The sequence below is a fragment of the Citrobacter sp. RHBSTW-00944 genome (assembly GCF_013615435.1).
GTDB classification, from domain to species: Bacteria; Pseudomonadota; Gammaproteobacteria; order Enterobacterales; family Enterobacteriaceae; genus Citrobacter; species Citrobacter braakii.
Genome location: NZ_CP055418.1, coordinates 456,517 through 473,153 on the forward strand (window position 1 = coordinate 456,517; position 16,637 = coordinate 473,153).

14 protein-coding genes and 2 tRNA genes are annotated in these 16,637 nt (G+C 51.7%); 8 read left to right on the top strand and 8 right to left on the bottom strand.

Annotated features, from left to right (window positions below; all coding sequences use genetic code 11):
• Nucleotides 1–88 precede the first annotated feature (88 nt).
• Nucleotides 89–1,234: a CMY-2 family class C beta-lactamase gene (gene blaCMY, locus HV334_RS02160; RefSeq protein WP_181221114.1), complete on the bottom strand. Its 1,146-nt coding sequence runs from the start codon at nt 1,232–1,234 to the stop codon at nt 89–91.
• Nucleotides 1,235–1,365: 131 nt separating this feature from the next.
• Between blaCMY and ampR the strand changes: the two genes are divergently transcribed.
• On the top strand, nt 1,366–2,238 hold the full coding sequence (gene ampR, locus HV334_RS02165; protein WP_094761031.1) for a LysR family transcriptional regulator AmpR: 873 nt from the start codon (nt 1,366–1,368) through the stop codon (nt 2,236–2,238).
• A gap of 44 nt (nt 2,239–2,282) precedes the next feature.
• On the opposite strand, the gene frdD is transcribed toward ampR, so the two are convergent.
• From frdD to frdA, 4 genes are read right to left on the bottom strand one after another with little or no spacing between them, the layout of a single operon-like run.
• The gene (gene frdD, locus HV334_RS02170) at nt 2,283–2,639 is read right to left on the bottom strand and encodes a fumarate reductase subunit FrdD (protein WP_003025535.1); all 357 of its coding nucleotides are present in this window, start codon (nt 2,637–2,639) and stop codon (nt 2,283–2,285) included.
• A gap of 10 nt (nt 2,640–2,649) precedes the next feature.
• Complete coding sequence (frdC, locus tag HV334_RS02175) at nt 2,650–3,045, bottom strand: fumarate reductase subunit FrdC (RefSeq protein WP_016151401.1); 396 nt, start codon at nt 3,043–3,045, stop codon at nt 2,650–2,652.
• 10 nt (nt 3,046–3,055) lie between these two features.
• A complete protein-coding gene (gene frdB / locus HV334_RS02180) occupies nt 3,056–3,790 on the bottom strand; it encodes a fumarate reductase iron-sulfur protein (RefSeq protein WP_016155500.1) in 735 nt (244 codons plus the stop codon).
• Nucleotides 3,783–5,573 carry a fumarate reductase (quinol) flavoprotein subunit gene (frdA, locus tag HV334_RS02185; protein ID WP_181221115.1) on the bottom strand — a complete coding sequence of 597 codons (1,791 nt, stop codon included), beginning with the start codon at nt 5,571–5,573 and terminating at the stop codon, nt 3,783–3,785. The genes frdB and frdA overlap by 8 nt, the downstream gene beginning before the upstream one ends.
• 324 nt (nt 5,574–5,897) lie before the next feature.
• Between frdA and epmA the strand changes: the two genes are divergently transcribed.
• The 4 genes from epmA (at nt 5,898) to HV334_RS02205 (ending at nt 9,924) form a co-directional block, all read left to right on the top strand.
• Nucleotides 5,898–6,875, top strand: a complete 978-nt coding sequence (epmA, locus tag HV334_RS02190; RefSeq protein WP_003830517.1) for an elongation factor P--(R)-beta-lysine ligase — start codon at nt 5,898–5,900, stop codon at nt 6,873–6,875.
• Nucleotides 6,876–7,089: 214 nt separating this feature from the next.
• Entirely contained in the window at nt 7,090–8,592 is a 1,503-nt protein-coding gene (yjeM, locus tag HV334_RS02195) for a glutamate/gamma-aminobutyrate family transporter YjeM (RefSeq protein WP_047500025.1), read from the top strand.
• Between the two features lie 301 nt (nt 8,593–8,893).
• Nucleotides 8,894–9,610 carry a hypothetical protein gene (locus HV334_RS02200; protein ID WP_181221116.1) on the top strand — a complete coding sequence of 239 codons (717 nt, stop codon included), beginning with the start codon at nt 8,894–8,896 and terminating at the stop codon, nt 9,608–9,610.
• Nucleotides 9,610–9,924: a YjeO family protein gene (locus HV334_RS02205; RefSeq protein WP_047500022.1), complete on the top strand. Its 315-nt coding sequence runs from the start codon at nt 9,610–9,612 to the stop codon at nt 9,922–9,924. The genes HV334_RS02200 and HV334_RS02205 overlap by 1 nt, the downstream gene beginning before the upstream one ends.
• A 50-nt stretch (nt 9,925–9,974) precedes the next feature.
• Here HV334_RS02205 and mscM read toward each other — a convergent pair whose 3' ends face one another.
• From mscM to rsgA, 3 genes are all read right to left on the bottom strand, one after another.
• Entirely contained in the window at nt 9,975–13,289 is a 3,315-nt protein-coding gene (mscM, locus tag HV334_RS02210) for a miniconductance mechanosensitive channel MscM (RefSeq protein WP_016151404.1), read from the bottom strand.
• Between the two features lie 17 nt (nt 13,290–13,306).
• Entirely contained in the window at nt 13,307–14,275 is a 969-nt protein-coding gene (asd, locus tag HV334_RS02215) for an archaetidylserine decarboxylase (protein WP_181221117.1), read from the bottom strand.
• A gap of 92 nt (nt 14,276–14,367) precedes the next feature.
• The gene (gene rsgA, locus HV334_RS02220) at nt 14,368–15,420 is read right to left on the bottom strand and encodes a small ribosomal subunit biogenesis GTPase RsgA (protein ID WP_019078196.1); all 1,053 of its coding nucleotides are present in this window, start codon (nt 15,418–15,420) and stop codon (nt 14,368–14,370) included.
• Between the two features lie 105 nt (nt 15,421–15,525).
• Here rsgA and orn point away from each other — a divergent pair, with 105 nt between their 5' ends.
• The 3 genes from orn to HV334_RS02235 all read left to right on the top strand — a co-directional run bounded on the left by orn (nt 15,526) and on the right by HV334_RS02235 (nt 16,619).
• The gene (gene orn, locus HV334_RS02225) at nt 15,526–16,071 is read left to right on the top strand and encodes an oligoribonuclease (protein WP_016151407.1); all 546 of its coding nucleotides are present in this window, start codon (nt 15,526–15,528) and stop codon (nt 16,069–16,071) included.
• A gap of 240 nt (nt 16,072–16,311) precedes the next feature.
• Nucleotides 16,312–16,387: transfer RNA gene (locus HV334_RS02230), tRNA-Gly, on the top strand.
• Nucleotides 16,388–16,543: 156 nt separating this feature from the next.
• A tRNA-Gly gene (locus HV334_RS02235) sits at nt 16,544–16,619 on the top strand.
• The last annotated feature ends 18 nt before the right edge of the window (nt 16,620–16,637 follow it).

Below are 16,637 nucleotides of genomic sequence, written 5' to 3' on the forward strand. Positions count from 1 at the left end.
TTTCCTTGCTGGATTTTTGTTAAGTGTAGATGACAGCAGGAAAAAAAGAGAAAGAAAGGAAGCCCGATATCCAGGGCCTCCTTGTCCGTTACTGCAGTTTTTCAAGAATGCGCCAGGCGGCCTCGACGCGAACAGGGTTTGGGTAGCTCTTATTTGCCAGCATCACGATGCCAAGGTTTTTTTCTGGAACGAAAGCAACGTAGCTGCCGAATCCGCCAGTGGAGCCCGTTTTATGCACCCATGAGGCTTTCACGGCAGGCGCGGGCGGGTTTACCTCAACGGCAGGAAGCGCTGCCAGTGCCACTTTGCTGTCGCTACCGCTAATTATCGAGTTGGCCTTCACCGGCCAGTTCAGCATCTCCCAGCCCAGGCCCTGGTACATATCGCCAATACGCCAGTAACGTGACTGCGCAAGCTCGATGCCCTGCTGGAGCGTTTTCTCCTGAACCTGGCTGGCGTCCATGTTGGCCTGAACCCAACGGGTCATATCGATAACGCTCGATTTCACCCCGTAGGCTTCAGCATCAAGTTGGCCAGGGGATACATGCACAGGCTTTCCTTCGCGATAACCCCAGGCATAATCTTTTTGTTCGCTCTGCGGAACCGTAATCCAGGTATGCGCCAGTTTTAAGGGGTGCAGGACGCGTTTGGTCATCGCCTCTTCGTAGCTCATGCCTGAGGGGGTCACCGCCAGGGCGCCAAACAGACCAATGCTGGAGTTAGCATAAAGACGTTTAGCGCCTGGGGCCCATTGCGGCTGCCAGTTTTGATAAAAGCGTAGTAACGCGGCTTTATCCGTAACGTCGTCCGGAACCTGAAGCGGCAGGCCGCCTGCCGTGTAGGTGGCTAAGTGCAGCAGGCTGATACCCTGCCACTGCTTACCCGTCAGTTCAGGCCAGTACTGCGTGACCGGAGCGCTGAGCTTAATTTCGCCGCGGGCGATAGCATCGCCGCCCAGCACGCCGTTGAACGTTTTACTGACCGATCCGAGTTCAAACAGCGTTTGTTGAGTGACTGGACGGTTATTGGCGATATCGGCTTTACCCCAGGTAAAGTAATAAGGTTTCCCCTGATAGATAATCGCAACGGCCATACCCGGAATAGCCTGCTCCTGCATCAGCGGTGTGATGGTGCGGTTAACGATATCGGCAATTTGTTGTTCTGTTTTTGCGGCGGCAAACGTGGAGAAAGAAGCTGTCAGCAGCAGCGCGCAGCATATCGATTTTTTCATCATGAAATCAGTTCCGTAATTAAAAGCGAAAGGGTGTCCGGGCCCGTCAGACGTAATCAGTGTGTTTGATTTGCACCGTGTTGACAAACGGTTAAATTTAGCAGCAGATATAAGTTTTTCTAACAGGCCAGATAATGACGCGTAGCTATATCCCCCTTAATTCGCTGCGGGCTTTTGAAGCAGCGGCCAGACATCTCAGCTTTACCCGCGCTGCAATTGAGCTCAACGTGACGCATTCTGCAATAAGCCAGCATGTGAAAGCGCTGGAGCAACAGCTGAATTGTCAGCTTTTTGTGCGTGGTTCTCGAGGGTTAATGTTGACGACTGAAGGGGAAAGTCTGTTACCTGTACTTAATGACTCTTTCGATCGTATGGCGGGGGTGCTGGATCGTTTTGCCACTAAACAGACTCAGGAAAAACTAAAAATTGGCGTGGTGGGGACCTTTGCGGTCGGCTGTCTTTTCCCTCTGTTGAGCGATTTTAAGCGCCACTGTCCGCATATTGATTTGCATATTTCCACCCACAATAACCGTGTGGATCCCGCCGCCGAAGGGCTGGATTATACTATTCGCTACGGAGGAGGAGCCTGGCACGATACCGATGCGCAATATTTGTGTAGCGCGCTGATGTCTCCGCTGTGTTCACCGACATTGGCCTCGCAGATTAAAGCACCTGTGGACATCCTGAAATTTCCGTTATTACGATCGTATCGGCGTGATGAATGGACGCTTTGGATGCAGGCCGCTGGAGAAGCGCCTCCGTCACCGACGCACAACGTGGTGGTGTTTGACTCGTCCGTCTCAATGCTGGAAGCCGCGCAGGCGGGGATTGGTGTGGCAATTGCACCGGTAAGAATGTTCACGCATTTGCTCAGTAGTGAACGTATCGTGCAGCCTTTTCTAACGCAGATTGATCTGGGGAGTTACTGGATAACGCGTTTACAATCTCGTCCGGAGACGTCCGCGATGCGTGAGTTTTCCCGCTGGTTGACCGGGATGCTGCACTAATAAAAAGGCCCGCCATTGGCGGGCCTGATAATTAACGCATGCGATTAGATGGTCAGGATCCCAATAGCCGTTACAACGGTCAGGATAGCTGCCAGTCCGTAGAATACCCATTTGCCCGCAGGCACGTGGATTTTCAGGTCATGCATCGCGTGGTGCATACGGTGTAAACCACACCACAGCGGCAGAACGATCATCAGGAACAGAAACGCACGTCCGATGAAGCTCTGAGCGAATGCCAGTACGCGTTCATAGCTGAAAGCATCAGGAACAAAGCCCAGCGGCAGCATAATGCCGACCAGCAGGATCATCACCGGCGCAATGATTGCGCTCCACATACCGCCTGCACCAAACAGGCCCCAGAATACGGGTTCGTCAGAGCGTTTTGGATTTGGATTAATCATTCCGGACTCCTTACCAGAACAGGGCAACAAACAGTATTACTACTGTCGCAACCACAGTAACTGCCCAGAGACCTTTGATGATCGGCTCTGGCCCCATTTTTTCGTCTTTTACGATGATGTTGGCAGCTTTTGGCGCCAGCTCAAACCAGGTTTTGGTATGCAGCAGCGCTGCTGCCAGGGCGATAATATTCAGGATCACCACCACCGGGTTTTGCAAAAAGGCGACAAAGCCCATCCAGGACTCTGCACCATGCTTGAGTGCAAACAGGCCGATAATCAGTTCAATGCTGAACCAGACTGCCGGAACCGCCGTGCCTTCGCGCAGCATGTAAAAACGATAAAATGGCAGCTTTTTCCACCAGGTGGACGTCATTGGTCGCACATAGGGTTTGCGTTTAGTCGTCATCGTGCACTCCTTAGCGTGGTTTCAGGGTAGCGATAAGAAAGTCTTTTGAACTTTCAACTTTACCCTGCTGAATGGCCGCAGCCGGATCGACGTGTTTCGGGCAGACTTCGGAGCAGTAGCCCACAAAAGTACAGGACCAGACGCCGTTCGGGCTGTTCAACTGAGCCATACGCTCCTTCTTACCGTGGTCGCGGCTATCTTCGTTGTAACGATGCGCCAGCGTAATCGCAGCCGGTCCAATGAACTCTGGGTTCAGGCCGAACTGCGGGCACGCGGCGTAGCACAGACCACAGTTGATGCAACCGGAGAACTGATGATACTTCGCCATCTGCGCCGGAGTCTGGGTGTTTGGACCCTGATCCGGTGTACGCGGGTTACCGATGATGTACGGTTTGATCGCTTCCAGGCTTTCGATAAAGTGCGTCATGTCGACGACCAGATCGCGCTCAATCGGGAAGTTGCCCAGCGCTTCAACCTTCATGCCGCTGGTGTAATCACGCAGGAAGGTTTTGCACGCCAGTTTAGGTACATTGTTGACCATCATGCCGCAGGAGCCGCAGATCGCCATACGGCAGGACCAGCGGTAGCTCAGGTCCGGTGCCAGGTTATCCTTGATGTAGCCCAGCGCATCCAGCAGTGACGTGGTTTCATCATAAGGAACTTCGTAGAAAGCACTGTGCGGCGCGGTATCGGTTTCCGGGTTATAGCGCACCACCTCAACTTTCAGGTTTTTCATCTCAGCCATTCGCCTTCTCCTTCTTATCGGCTGCTTCCGCTTCGCCACCGTAAACACGTTTAGCCGGTGGCAGAGTGGTGATTTTCACGTCGCTGTATTCCAGGCGAGTCGTGCCGTCAGCATCGCGGAAGGCGAGGGTGTGTTTGAGGAAGTTCACATCGTCACGCTCGGTGCAGCCTTCATCCAGACGCTGATGCGCGCCGCGGGATTCTTTACGCGCCAGAGCAGAGTGCGCCATACATTCAGCAACGTTCAGACCGTGACCCAGTTCGATGGTGTACAGCAGGTCGGTGTTGAAGACGCTGGAGGTATCAGTGATACGGACGTGCTTGAAGCGTTCCTGCAGCTCCGCCAGTTTATCAACGGTTTTCTGCATGAGTTCCGGTGTACGGTAGATACCGCAACCTTCTTCCATGGACAGGCCCATTTCGTCACGGATCTTAGACCAGTTTTCGTTACCTTCCTGGTTAACCAGATCTTTCAGACGTTTTTCAACGCCAGCAACCTGCGCATCGAGCGCGGCACTGTTTGCAGCGCCAGCCGTTGCAGCACGTTCTGCAGCCTGTTCACCGGCCATACGACCGAAGACCACCAGTTCCGCCAGGGAGTTAGAACCCAGACGGTTAGCGCCATGCAGACCAACAGAGGAACATTCGCCCACAGCGAACAGACCTTTAATGCGGGTTTCACAGTGCTGATCGGTTTCGATACCGCCCATGGTGTAGTGCGCGGTAGGACGTACCGGGATCGGCTCTTTAACCGGATCGACACCCACGTAGGCTTTCGCCAGTTCGCAGATGAACGGTAAACGTTCGAGCAGTTTTTTCTCGCCGAGGTGACGCAGGTCGAGGTGAACCACATCGCCACGCGGGGTGGAAATGGTGTTGCCTTTACGCCATTCGTGCCAGAAAGCCTGAGAAACTTTGTCGCGCGGACCGAGTTCCATGTATTTGTTTTTCGGTTCGCCCAGCGGGGTTTCCGGACCCATGCCGTAATCTTGCAGATAACGGTAGCCGTTTTTGTTGACCAGGATACCGCCTTCACCACGGCAGCCTTCGGTCATCAGGATACCAGAGCCTGGCAGACCCGTCGGGTGATACTGAACGAATTCCATATCACGCAGCGGAACGCCGTGGCTCAGCGCCATGCCCATACCGTCGCCAGTTACGATGCCGCCGTTGGTGTTGTAACGGTAAACACGACCTGCGCCGCCCGTTGCCATCACAACAGCATTAGCACGGATCTGCATCAGCGTGCCTTCCATCATGTTCATGGCAACCAGGCCGCGAGCATGGCCATCATCAACCAGGATATCCAGAACGAAGTGTTCGTCAAAGCGCTGAATCTGCGGGAACTGCAAAGATGTTTGGAACAGCGTATGCAACATGTGGAAGCCGGTTTTATCCGCGGCAAACCAGGTACGCTCGATTTTCATACCGCCGAAGCGACGTACGTTGACGCTACCGTCTTCACGGCGGCTCCATGGGCAGCCCCATTGTTCCAGTTGCGTCATTTCAGTTGGGCAGTGGTGGACAAAGTAATCCACGACATCCTGCTCACACAGCCAGTCTCCGCCTGCTACCGTATCGTGAAAATGGTAGTCAAAGCTGTCATGATCCTGCGCGACAGCAGCAGAGCCGCCTTCGGCAGCAACGGTATGGCTGCGCATTGGGTACACTTTTGAGATCAGTGCGATTTTAGCGTTGGGATTTGCTTGTGCGGCAGCAATTGCAGCACGTAATCCCGCGCCACCGGCGCCTATAATGGCAAGATCGGCTTGAAAGGTTTGCACGACATTCCTCCAGATTGTTGTTATTTCATTCCTGCCTGAAATCAGATGCTTCATCGGCTTCAAACAGGTTATGAACGCGTTTCCACTGCTCCTTTATAGGTACAATAGTATAGTCTCAGGGATGTGCGGGAAATTTGACGTGTTCGATTTTTTTAGCGTGTCAAAGGGGGGAATTATCATTGAATTTGATTAATTTAATTACTAAACCACCCCATGTCGCTTTTTTTATCCAATTGCCAGTGTGGATTATTGGCGTGCGAAATTTGTCTCGTTAACGCGATACGAGTAGACTTCGTGCCCTTGTCTTAAATCGGAGAAACAACCATGAGCGAAACGGCAACCTGGCAGCCGAGCGCGTCCATCCCCAATCTGTTAAAACGTGCAGCAATTATAGCGGAGATTCGCCGCTTTTTTGCCGATCGTGGCGTGCTTGAGGTTGAGACCCCTTGTATGAGTCAGGCAACGGTAACGGACATCCATCTGTTCCCGTTCGAAACGCGTTTCGTCGGCCCTGGACACTCCCAGGGAATGAATCTCTATTTAATGACCAGCCCGGAATACCATATGAAGCGCCTGCTGGTGGCAGGATGCGGCCCGGTGTATCAACTGTGCCGCAGCTTCCGTAATGAAGAGATGGGGCGTCATCATAACCCTGAATTCACCATGCTCGAGTGGTATCGTCCGCACTACGATATGTATCGCCTGATGAATGAAGTGGATGATTTGCTCCAGCAGGTGCTGGACTGCTCACCTGCGGAAAGTCTCTCTTACCAGCAAGCCTTCCAGCGCCATCTGGAGATAGACCCGCTGTCTGCGGATAAAACCCAACTGCGGGAAGTGGCGGCGAAATTGGATCTCAGCAATATCGCCGATACCGAAGAAGACCGGGACACCTTACTGCAGTTGCTGTTTACGATGGGCGTTGAGCCGCATATTGGCAAAGACAAACCGACGTTTGTGTATCATTTCCCGGCCAGCCAGGCATCACTGGCGCAAATCAGTACCGAAGATCACCGCGTGGCTGAACGTTTCGAGGTTTACTACAAAGGTATTGAACTGGCGAATGGTTTCCATGAATTGACCGACGCGCGCGAACAGCAGCAGCGGTTTGAACAGGATAACCGCAAACGTGCCGCGCGTGGCTTGCCGCAGCAGCCTATCGACACCAACCTGCTTGAAGCGTTAAAAGTGGGGATGCCGGATTGCTCTGGCGTGGCGCTGGGCGTTGACCGTCTGGTGATGCTGGCGCTGGGCGCAGAGAGCCTGGCCGAGGTTATCGCATTTACCGTCGATCGCGCGTAACGCACTCTCCTTCCATACAAAGTGGCGGTGAAATGGCCACTTTGTAGCATGTTTTTTCATTTACCCTCTAATAGCCACAATTTACTCCTGGATATTTGATATCGTTCAGGTATCAATTCTGTGTTGATTTTTCTATCGCTGAACTCTGAAAAGAGGGCAGTGCCAACCGGTGAGTGGCGTTTGTTAAACGCTTGCCAGAGTAAGGGATGGTTTAATGACCCAAACAATAAAAAAGATGAGCCTAATAGGTCTCATCCTCATGATATTTACGTCTGTTTTCGGTTTTGCGAATAGCCCCTCCGCATTCTATTTAATGGGGTATAGCGCGATTCCGTGGTATATATTTTCTGCATTATTATTCTTTATCCCATTTGCTTTAATGATGGCGGAAATGGGGGCTGCCTATCGGAAAGAAGAGGGCGGAATCTATTCGTGGATGAATAATAGCGTTGGGCCACGCTATGCGTTTATCGGCACGTTTATGTGGTTTTCTTCCTATGTGATATGGATGGTAAGCACTGCAGCGAAAGTCTGGGTACCTTTTTCAACTTTCTTATTTGGCGCAGACATGACGCAGCACTGGCGTTTTGCGGGACTTGAGCCTACGCAGGTCGTCGGGTTGCTCGCCGTCGGTTGGATGATTCTGGTAACCTGCGTGGCCTCCCGGGGTATTAATAAGATTGCTCGTATTACGGCTGTAGGCGGAATTGCCGTAATGTGTCTTAATTTAGTTCTGTTGTTAGTGAGTGTCGCTATTTTGTTATTAACTGGTGGTCACTTTGCGCAGGATATTAATTTCATCTCCTCGCCTAATCCGGGATATCAGTCCGGTCTGGCCATGTTGTCATTTGTTGTATTTGCTATTTTTGCTTACGGCGGAATAGAAGCCGTGGGGGGATTAGTTGATAAAACAGAAAAGCCAGAAAAGAACTTTGCCAAAGGCATTGTCTTTGCCGCGATTGTCATTTCTGTCGGTTATTCACTGGCCATATTTTTATGGGGCGTTAGCACCAACTGGCAGCAAGTATTAAGCAATAGCTCGGTCAACCTCGGCAATATAACGTATATCCTGATGAAAAGCCTCGGGATGACGTTAGGTAACGCGCTGCATGTTTCTCCTGAAACCGCGATGGCGACGGGGGTGTGGTTCGCGCGTATCACCGGGCTTTCTATGTTTCTCGCTTATACCGGCGCTTTTTTCACGCTCAGCTATTCGCCACTGAAAGCGATTATTCAGGGAACGCCGAAGGCGCTGTGGCCAGCGCCAATGACCAAACTGAATGCCGTGGGGATGCCGACGACGGCAATGTGGTTGCAGTGCCTGCTGGTGAGCCTGTTTATCCTGCTGGTTTCGTTTGGCGGCGATACGGCTTCAGCGTTCTATAACAAACTGACGCTGATGGCGAACGTCTCGATGACGCTGCCGTATCTGTTCCTCGCGCTGGCGTTTCCGTTCTTTAAAGCCCGTACGGGCCTGGAAAGACCGTTTGTTGTCTTTAAAACCCGAGCGGCGACGTTACTGGCCACATCGGTGGTTGTGCTGGTGGTGACGTTTGCCAATGTGTTCACCATCATCCAGCCGGTGATTGAAGCTGGGGACTGGAACAGCGCATTGTGGATGACCGGAGGCCCGATCTTCTTCTCGCTGTTGGCAATGGCGATTTATCAGAACTACAGCCGTCGTATGGTGAAACTCCCCCGGTGGGTGACAGACTAAGGAAAGATAAATATTGAATTTCCGCAAAGCCCGATAGGGATACCGTCCGGGCTTTGTTCGTATTAAATCATTTTTATAATTTATCAAAATGATATTCGTGTGTATATCTTTTGATATATTTATTATGACAATCATCTTGGGGTGATATTGTATAATTGGAAATGATTGCTGCTATGAATTTATTTTAAAAAATATAACTTCTGATTTTTCCTTTTATGCTTGTGATGTCTGTCTCATTACTGGTTGAGAATCATGGCTATTGTTAGGTCAATGTTTACATTGCCTTGGTGATTAAATTTTTATGATGATCAGCTCTCCGCCATTTTGTGAGATAGACGAATATGGTTTTCCTCATTGGAACGGGTTGGATTTTTTCCGTTGGTATGCCCTGCCTACCAATTGGCGTTTTATGACTGGGAAATCATATCTTTGGTATTATAAAACGGCTTGGTTAATTCACCATAGAACTATTATAAAACAATGTGCTTATGAAGCAAGAGTCCCAGAATTACTCCTTGCAGGTGTTGCTGTCGCAGAAGTTGGCGGAACTCCAGAGAGATTTAAAGGTGTTGGTGTTCTGCAATTTAGACAGGTAATTGAAGAAGTATTGGGAAAGAGCAGCAATGAATGGTCGAATGCTACATCTGTCGGTTCAGTTGCTATCCAGATAGGCGTTGCAGCAAGAACAATAGGTATTCACCCAGATAAACTGACTCATTTTCAGCAATTCCGCTTGTCGCAGTGTTTGCTTGATAACCACTTTAATATTCGGGTGGTAGCATTCCATTTACGCGATCTTATTTTATATGACAATCCAGATTCTGATACTATGTACTTGACAGATGAACAAATAATATTGGCTGGTTCTAGATATAATCGTGGAACCATGAGAAATAAAAAGGATATTATCCAATCTATTAGTGAACAACCCGGTTTTCCGGATCGTGAGTATAGTGAATATGGTCGTCGAATTATAGAAAAGAAAGATGCAATACTTAAAATTATGCGAGACGGCTAATGAGTTGGAAGTCTTTTACATTGAATTTCATCTGGGGCATAGTTAGCATTATATTGATAATTATGTTTTCAACTCAGGACAAGGAATGGTTTATTGACGGCAGGGGAATCAATAATGTCTGTGATGTCATGGATTATATTGAGGACGACGATGTTCGTTCTGTGGGCATAATCTTAACACTACCTCTGTTTATTCCTTTTATCTATGCGATCGTATGGAGAAGACAGCGCGGTATCTGGCAATATTCTGTCATGGCGGCTCTCCTGCTTTTTTGGTTATGGCGTTTTATCATTAGATATCAATTATGCTGGTAAATAAGACGCTGGGTAGTGTAAGCACACCTCACGTCTTATTGTGGCATGACTTACAAACTCCCCGCCGGGCGACTGCTTCTGCCCGCAGAACTTAAGGTTCTTCCCGTTTGCTTACCGCCGAGGCTCTCCAGACGCATCTGGAACGGTGGGAACGGCATATCGATACCGTGCTCACGGAAGCCTGCCAGAATCAACTGGTGGATTTCGTGGCGCAGCGGCATACGATGCCCCATTTCAGCGGCATAAATACGCAGTTCGAAGATTTGAATCCCTTGCTGCAGGTCAACCAGGAAGACTTCTGGTGCCGGGTTATCGATAACCAGCGAGCAGCGTTGTGCGGCAGTAAGCAGGATCTGCGTAACCTCCTCGCTGTTAGCCTCCGACGGTGCCGGGATGGTTAATACCACACGGGTGACCGAATCCGATAACGACCAGTTGATAAACTGCTCGGTGATAAAGGCTTTGTTGGGGACGATGATCTCTTTGCGGTCCCAGTCGCTGATGGTCGTGGCGCGGGTATTAATTTTCGTCACGCTACCGGTAAGATCGCGAATCGTCACCGTGTCGCCAATGCGGATTGGTTTTTCAAACAGGATAATCAGGCCGGAAATAAAGTTGGCGAAGATCTCCTGCAAACCAAAGCCCAGACCGACACCGAGAGCCGCTACCAGCCATTGCAGTTTGGACCACTCAATACCGATCATTGAGAAGCCAACCAGACCGCCAATCAGCATCAGCAGGTACTTGGTGATGGTAGTGATGGCGTAACCGGTGCCGGGGGTTAAATCGAGATGTTGTAGCAGCGCCAGCTCCAGCAGCGCGGGCAGGTTGCGCACTAACTGGGTAGTGATGATAAACACCAGGATTGCGATAAGCACTGCACCCAGCGTTATCGGCTCTAAACTTTCCACACCCTGCACCGTGGAGGTGACATCCCACAACGAGATGTTTTCCAGGAAGCCGAAAGCGGAATGAATTTCTGACCACAGCACAATGACCGAGAGCAGGGCGATAAGCATCAGGATAGAGCGCACCAGGCGCAGTGATTGCGCGCTGATAGCATCTAGATCCACTTCGCTTTCATCAACATCAATCGTGCCTTCAAGGCTGGTGGAATGCGCTGGTTCTTCTTCACCCCGTGCGCGCTGCGCCAGCATTTCAGCACGTCGATGCTTGGCGCGGTCAAACGCCAGCCGGCGGCGCTGGATCAGCATCCAGCGGCGGATAACGTGATACACCACCAGTAACAAGAACCAGATAGCTACGGACGTTTCAAGACGCGCCAGTAAAGCTTGCGACGTGGCGAGATAGCCCACTGCTGCAGCGAGAATGGCAATCAGCGGAGCGCCCATCAGCATATTCCACAGCATGCTGTTGACCATGTTATCGCTGTTGCCCTCTTTATCGAGGTACAGCGGTATTCCGGCGCGTTTCAGGCTCAGGGTCACGACCGCCAGCGCACCGCAAATCAGAATAAAGCACAGACGCCCCAGTGAGGCGGAGAATTCCCGGTCATTGAGATTATCAAACATAATCACCGCCATGATCAGCGGCACAATCAGCCCGATACTCATCAGGTAATAGTGCATGGCTTTCGCGACGCGGTTACGCGGCCAGCCAAAGTGGGCAATGAACAGACCGTTTGGGCGCGCAAAGGTGGCGCAAATCATTACTGCCCACAGCATGGGCACCGTGGCGGTAACGCCATCGCCGATAGCGACAGCCAGTGGATAAGGCCAGGCTTCCTGCAATCCGTAACCGAGCGTTGCCCACAGCACCGGCAACGGAGAAGCGACGAGTATCGACCAGAACACCGTGCGTATTGTCAGCCAGAAGTGGTCCTGGGTGACTTTCCCGACCCGGGCAGATGAACGCTCCAGAAAACGGGTGAAGTGTTTGCGCGAAGAGAGGCTAAAGCCAACCAGCACCAATGCCGCGAAAAGCGGCAGCAGCGTTTCTTTGCTGGTCAGCATCATGATGCTGGCTTTGCCCAACTGATTAAACGTATCTAATGAGATCAGACGCCGCAGATCCTGGACGATGTCGACAGGCCAGGAGAGGGAGATGGGGCTAACGTCCGAGGTCCAGAACAGATAGCGGTGCGTTGCTTCGTTGACCTCTTTTAGCGCATCTTCCAGTTGGCTGTTAGAGACTTTGAGCTTGGTCAGCTCAAGGATCAGCGTATCGCCGCCCTGTAACAAAGAGTTCAACAGCTCACGCTGGGTGCGTAACTGGGCGTTGAGAATGCTGCTCTGTTCAGCGGTCAGCGGTTGTCCATCGGCCTGATGAATCTGACGCAACTGCGGCTGTTTGTTAAGGAGATCCTCATAGCGCATACGGTGCACGCGAAGCTGCGCCATTTCGGTATCCAACTGCTGAGGCTTGGGCATTTCCGGTAAACGGGATACCTGCGCGCGCAGTGCTTCTCCCAGCATATTTGAGACCCCAAGCCACTGAGACTGCTCTCGCAGCGTATTCAATGCCTGGCGCACCTGTAGCGTTTGGCTGGCGGCTTGACGCTGTTGCGAGGCGACCAGGTCCATACGTTGCGCCTGCTGGTTTAATGCCTGAGACAGTTCGCGGTTAACCTTGAACTGGTCGACAATACCTTCCGGCAGTCCCGCGCTGTTTTCCGCCAACAGTTCGGTGCTTTCCAGCGCTCGCTCTGCCTCACGCTGACGTTGACTGTTGAGCTGGTTGCGCAAAGCCTGCAGGTAAGTATCGAGCTGCTGGCTCTGTTTTTCCGCCAGCTCTGAGCGCATACGCGCCAGCTCCTGGCGGTTATTAGCGGAAAGCTGCGCCAGCTCCAGTTCATCGACCAGGGCTTTGAGTTTGGCGGATTCAGCCTGCATCGCCTGATTCTGCGCGGGATTAGAGTTGGCGGTACCAATACGTCGCTCAAGCTCATTTAGCTGGCGGCGGGCATCGGTTTGCTGTTGAGGAAGCTGGCTTAACGAGTCGGCGATTTCCCGGGCGCGATCCTGCTCCTGCTGGGCCTGACGACTCTTTTCCAACAGTTGGCTGCTGACCTGGAGGATCTCCTGGTTTAACGCATCGGTGGTGAGTCCGGTTGGCACATTGCGCGGTTCGTCGCGCAGGTTGCTAAGCTGCGCGCGTAATGTTGCGGACAGCTTGGGGAAGTTATCAATAACCTGCTGATATTGCTGGGCACGTTCGAGAGAACCTTTACGCTCCTCGAGGGCATTCAGCGCGGACTGGAGCGCCTCGACGGTTTCTGGCTGAGCAGGTTTCGCCGCTTTTGCCTGCTCCAGTTCCTGGGTGAGTTGTTTGGCATCGGGGGCCGTCGCAGCGTACGCCCCCAGGCTGAGGCACCAGGCCATCAGAAAAGTGATAATCAGGCGCACAGCAGCGATTCCTATGTTTAACTTTCGTCTTTTTTGTCGTCAACCAGCGGGCTGGCGTCGTGTTCTGCTTCGATCTCTTCTTTCGCAAGCGTGGCAGGTTCTGCCTCTGGCGTCACGAATGTCTCGGTCGAGATGGCCATTGGCTGGCCGATTTTGGTCACTGAAAGGTCCTGCAACTGCTCAACCAGGTTAACTTTGCCAGGCGCGAACAGGTTGATAACGGTGGAACCGAGCTTAAAGCGGCCCATTTCCTGACCTTTCAGCAGCGCCACCGACCCTTCGCTTTCGCCTTCCGGCCAGGTCCAGCGTTTGATGACGCCTTCACGCGGTGGGGTAATGGTGCCAGCCCATGCGGTTTCAATACTGCCGACGATGGTCGCGCCGACCAGAATCTGCACCATCGGGCCAAATTCGGTATCAAACAGACAGATTACGCGTTCGTTGCGTGCAAACAGGTTTGGAACGTTTTGCGCAGTCAGGATATTTACAGAGAAGAGATCGCCTGGCACGTACATCATTTCACGCAGGATACCGTTACACGGCATATGTACACGGTGGTAATCGCGTGGAGATAAGTAAGTGGTCACAAACGTACCGTTGCGGAATTTGTCCGCCATCTGGTAGTTGCCGGCCAGCAGTGCTTCAAGGGTATAGGTGTGCCCTTTGGCCTGCAGCAGTTTGTCTTCTTCGATGTTTCCTAACTGGTTAATCACGCCGTCAGCAGGCATGACCAGTACGTTTGGATCGGTGTTAATCGGGCGAACGTCGTCGCGCAGTGGGCGAACAAAGAAGTCGTTAAAGGTGCGATAGCTGGCGGTATCCGGCTTTTGCGCCTCTTTCATATCGACCTTGTAATATTTCACGAACAGATCGATAACCAGTTTAGTCAGCCATCCCGCTCGTTTGCTCGCACCCCAACCCGCCAGGCGAGTGAGCCATAGTTTCGGCAGAATGTATTGTAGCGAAAGCTTAAATGAGTTTAACAAGGTAGCCTCCAGGCCATAATTTGTTCCCGATCCGGCATACGGGCCGGATCCTGAAAAAAGGGGGACGATTCTAGCGATGCTTAGCTTAGTTGTCAGTTGTCTGTATCAGAAAAGTTTTTACGTGTTTTTACCTGCGCCATGCTTTCCAGGATGCGGTGATAATTTTCAAACCGAGTTTCAGCTATTGCCCCTTTTTCTACGGCCTCACGGATAGCGCAGCCTGGATCGGTATCATGCTTGCAGTCGCGGTATTTGCAGTGGCCCAGGTAGTCATGGAATTCGACAAAACCATGTGTGATTTGTTCCGGCTCCAGATGCCACAAGCCGAACTCACGTACGCCAGGGGAGTCGATAACGTCGCCACCGTGCGGGAAATGATACAGGCGAGAGGCAGTGGTGGTGTGCTGTCCAAGGCCGGAGTTGTCGGAGACATCGTTGGTCAGGATCTCTTCCTGCAGACCGAGAAGATTATTGAGCAGGCTAGATTTACCAACGCCCGACTGACCGGCAAAAATGCTGATGCGATCGGTTAATGCTTCTTCAAGCGGTTTCAGGCCGTCTTTCGTGCGGCTTGATACCATCAACACGCGATAGCCAATGTGGCGATAAATATCCATCTGTTCGTTAACAAAGGCCATGCCTTCGTCATCCAGCAGATCGATCTTATTCAATACGATAATTGGTTCAACGTGTAGCGTTTCACAGGCTACCAGATACCGGTCGATAATATTGAGTGACAGCTCGGGTAAGATGGCTGAGACAATAACGATCTGGTTGATGTTGGCGGCAATGGGTTTCACCCCGTCGTAAAAGTCGGGACGTGTCAGTACCGAGGTACGCTCGTGTACCGCCTCAACGATGCCTTTGACATTCACGCCTTCTGCTGCTGCTTTTCCCGGGCGCCAGACAACGCGATCGCCGGTCACCAGCGAGCGAATTGTACGGCGGATGTTGCAGCGGTGAATCTCACCGTCAGCAGATTCCACGTCGGCATGCATGCCAAAACGGCTGATTACGATGCCTTCAGCGGTTTCGCCAAACAGGTTGTCGTCGTAGTCTGGCTTCTCCGTGGACGTTTTCAGACGACGCTGGTGATTGGCGTTCACACGGCGCTGTTGGCCTTTGGAGAGTTTATTCTTACTCAATCGGACTGACTCCTGGTCGCCCATAATGGGCAAAACATTTATGATACACGCAATTTTAGATGAATATAGTCACACTGAATGTGACGCTGAAGGGTGGAAAATAGCATGAGTGCCAATGAAAACAACCTGATTTGGATCGATCTGGAGATGACAGGTCTGGATCCCGAGCGCGATCGCATAATTGAGATAGCCACGCTGGTGACGGATGCCAACCTGAATATTCTGGCTGAAGGACCGACAATTGCGGTGCACCAGTCCGACGAACAGCTGGCATTAATGGATGACTGGAACGTACGTACGCATACCGGTAGTGGGCTAGTGGATCGCGTGAAGGCGAGCACCATGGGGGATCGTGAAGCTGAACTGGCTACGCTGGCTTTTTTGAAAGAGTGGGTTCCAGAAGGGAAATCACCTATCTGCGGCAACAGCATCGGTCAGGATCGCCGTTTCCTGTTTAAATACATGCCGGAGCTGGAGGCGTATTTCCATTATCGCTATCTTGACGTCAGTACTCTGAAAGAGCTGGCGCGTCGTTGGAAGCCGGAAATTCTTGCTGGCTTCACCAAGCAGGGAACGCATCAGGCGATGGACGATATTCGTGAATCTGTTGCTGAGCTTGCTTACTATCGCGAACATTTTATTAAGCTTTGATTTTGTAGATTGCCGGGCGGCGCTGTGGCTTACCCGGCCTACGAATATCGTTCCTGTGAGCTTGCACTGAGGCTGGATTGTCGCTAAATTAGACGACTTGCCGATAAATTCAGCACTTAAACAGAAAAACGAAAAAATCGCTTTTAGGGGGGTTGCAGCTAAACGGATTTCTCGTATAATGCGCCTCCCGTAACGACAGAGAATTACACGTTACGGCAGCAGCAAAAGCAGTACAAATTTGCGGGAATAGCTCAGTTGGTAGAGCACGACCTTGCCAAGGTCGGGGTCGCGAGTTCGAGTCTCGTTTCCCGCTCCAAAATTTGAAAGTGCTTGTCAAGCACAGACCACCAATCGCAGAATTTCGAATTGCGACAAGGCGGCAGTTGAATGAGTCCTTAGAAGCTTACCGAAGTAAGTGACTTAGGCGAATGAAGGCAGCCAACGCAGTAGCGGTTCGAAAGACGAAGATTAAGCGGGAATAGCTCAGTTGGTAGAGCACGACCTTGCCAAGGTCGGGGTCGCGAGTTCGAGTCTCGTTTCCCGCTCCAAAATTTGAAAGTGCTTTT

Coding starts and splice junctions, on each gene's coding strand:
- blaCMY (WP_181221114.1), bottom strand. CDS start 1,234: ATGATGAAAAAATCGATATGCTGCGCGCTGCTGCTGACAGCTTCTTTC.
- ampR (WP_094761031.1), top strand. CDS start 1,366: ATGACGCGTAGCTATATCCCCCTTAATTCGCTGCGGGCTTTTGAAGCA.
- frdD (WP_003025535.1), bottom strand. CDS start 2,639: ATGATTAATCCAAATCCAAAACGCTCTGACGAACCCGTATTCTGGGGC.
- frdC (WP_016151401.1), bottom strand. CDS start 3,045: ATGACGACTAAACGCAAACCCTATGTGCGACCAATGACGTCCACCTGG.
- frdB (WP_016155500.1), bottom strand. CDS start 3,790: ATGGCTGAGATGAAAAACCTGAAAGTTGAGGTGGTGCGCTATAACCCG.
- epmA (WP_003830517.1), top strand. CDS start 5,898: ATGAGCGAAACGGCAACCTGGCAGCCGAGCGCGTCCATCCCCAATCTG.
- yjeM (WP_047500025.1), top strand. CDS start 7,090: ATGACCCAAACAATAAAAAAGATGAGCCTAATAGGTCTCATCCTCATG.
- HV334_RS02200 (WP_181221116.1), top strand. CDS start 8,894: ATGATGATCAGCTCTCCGCCATTTTGTGAGATAGACGAATATGGTTTT.
- HV334_RS02205 (WP_047500022.1), top strand. CDS start 9,610: ATGAGTTGGAAGTCTTTTACATTGAATTTCATCTGGGGCATAGTTAGC.
- orn (WP_016151407.1), top strand. CDS start 15,526: ATGAGTGCCAATGAAAACAACCTGATTTGGATCGATCTGGAGATGACA.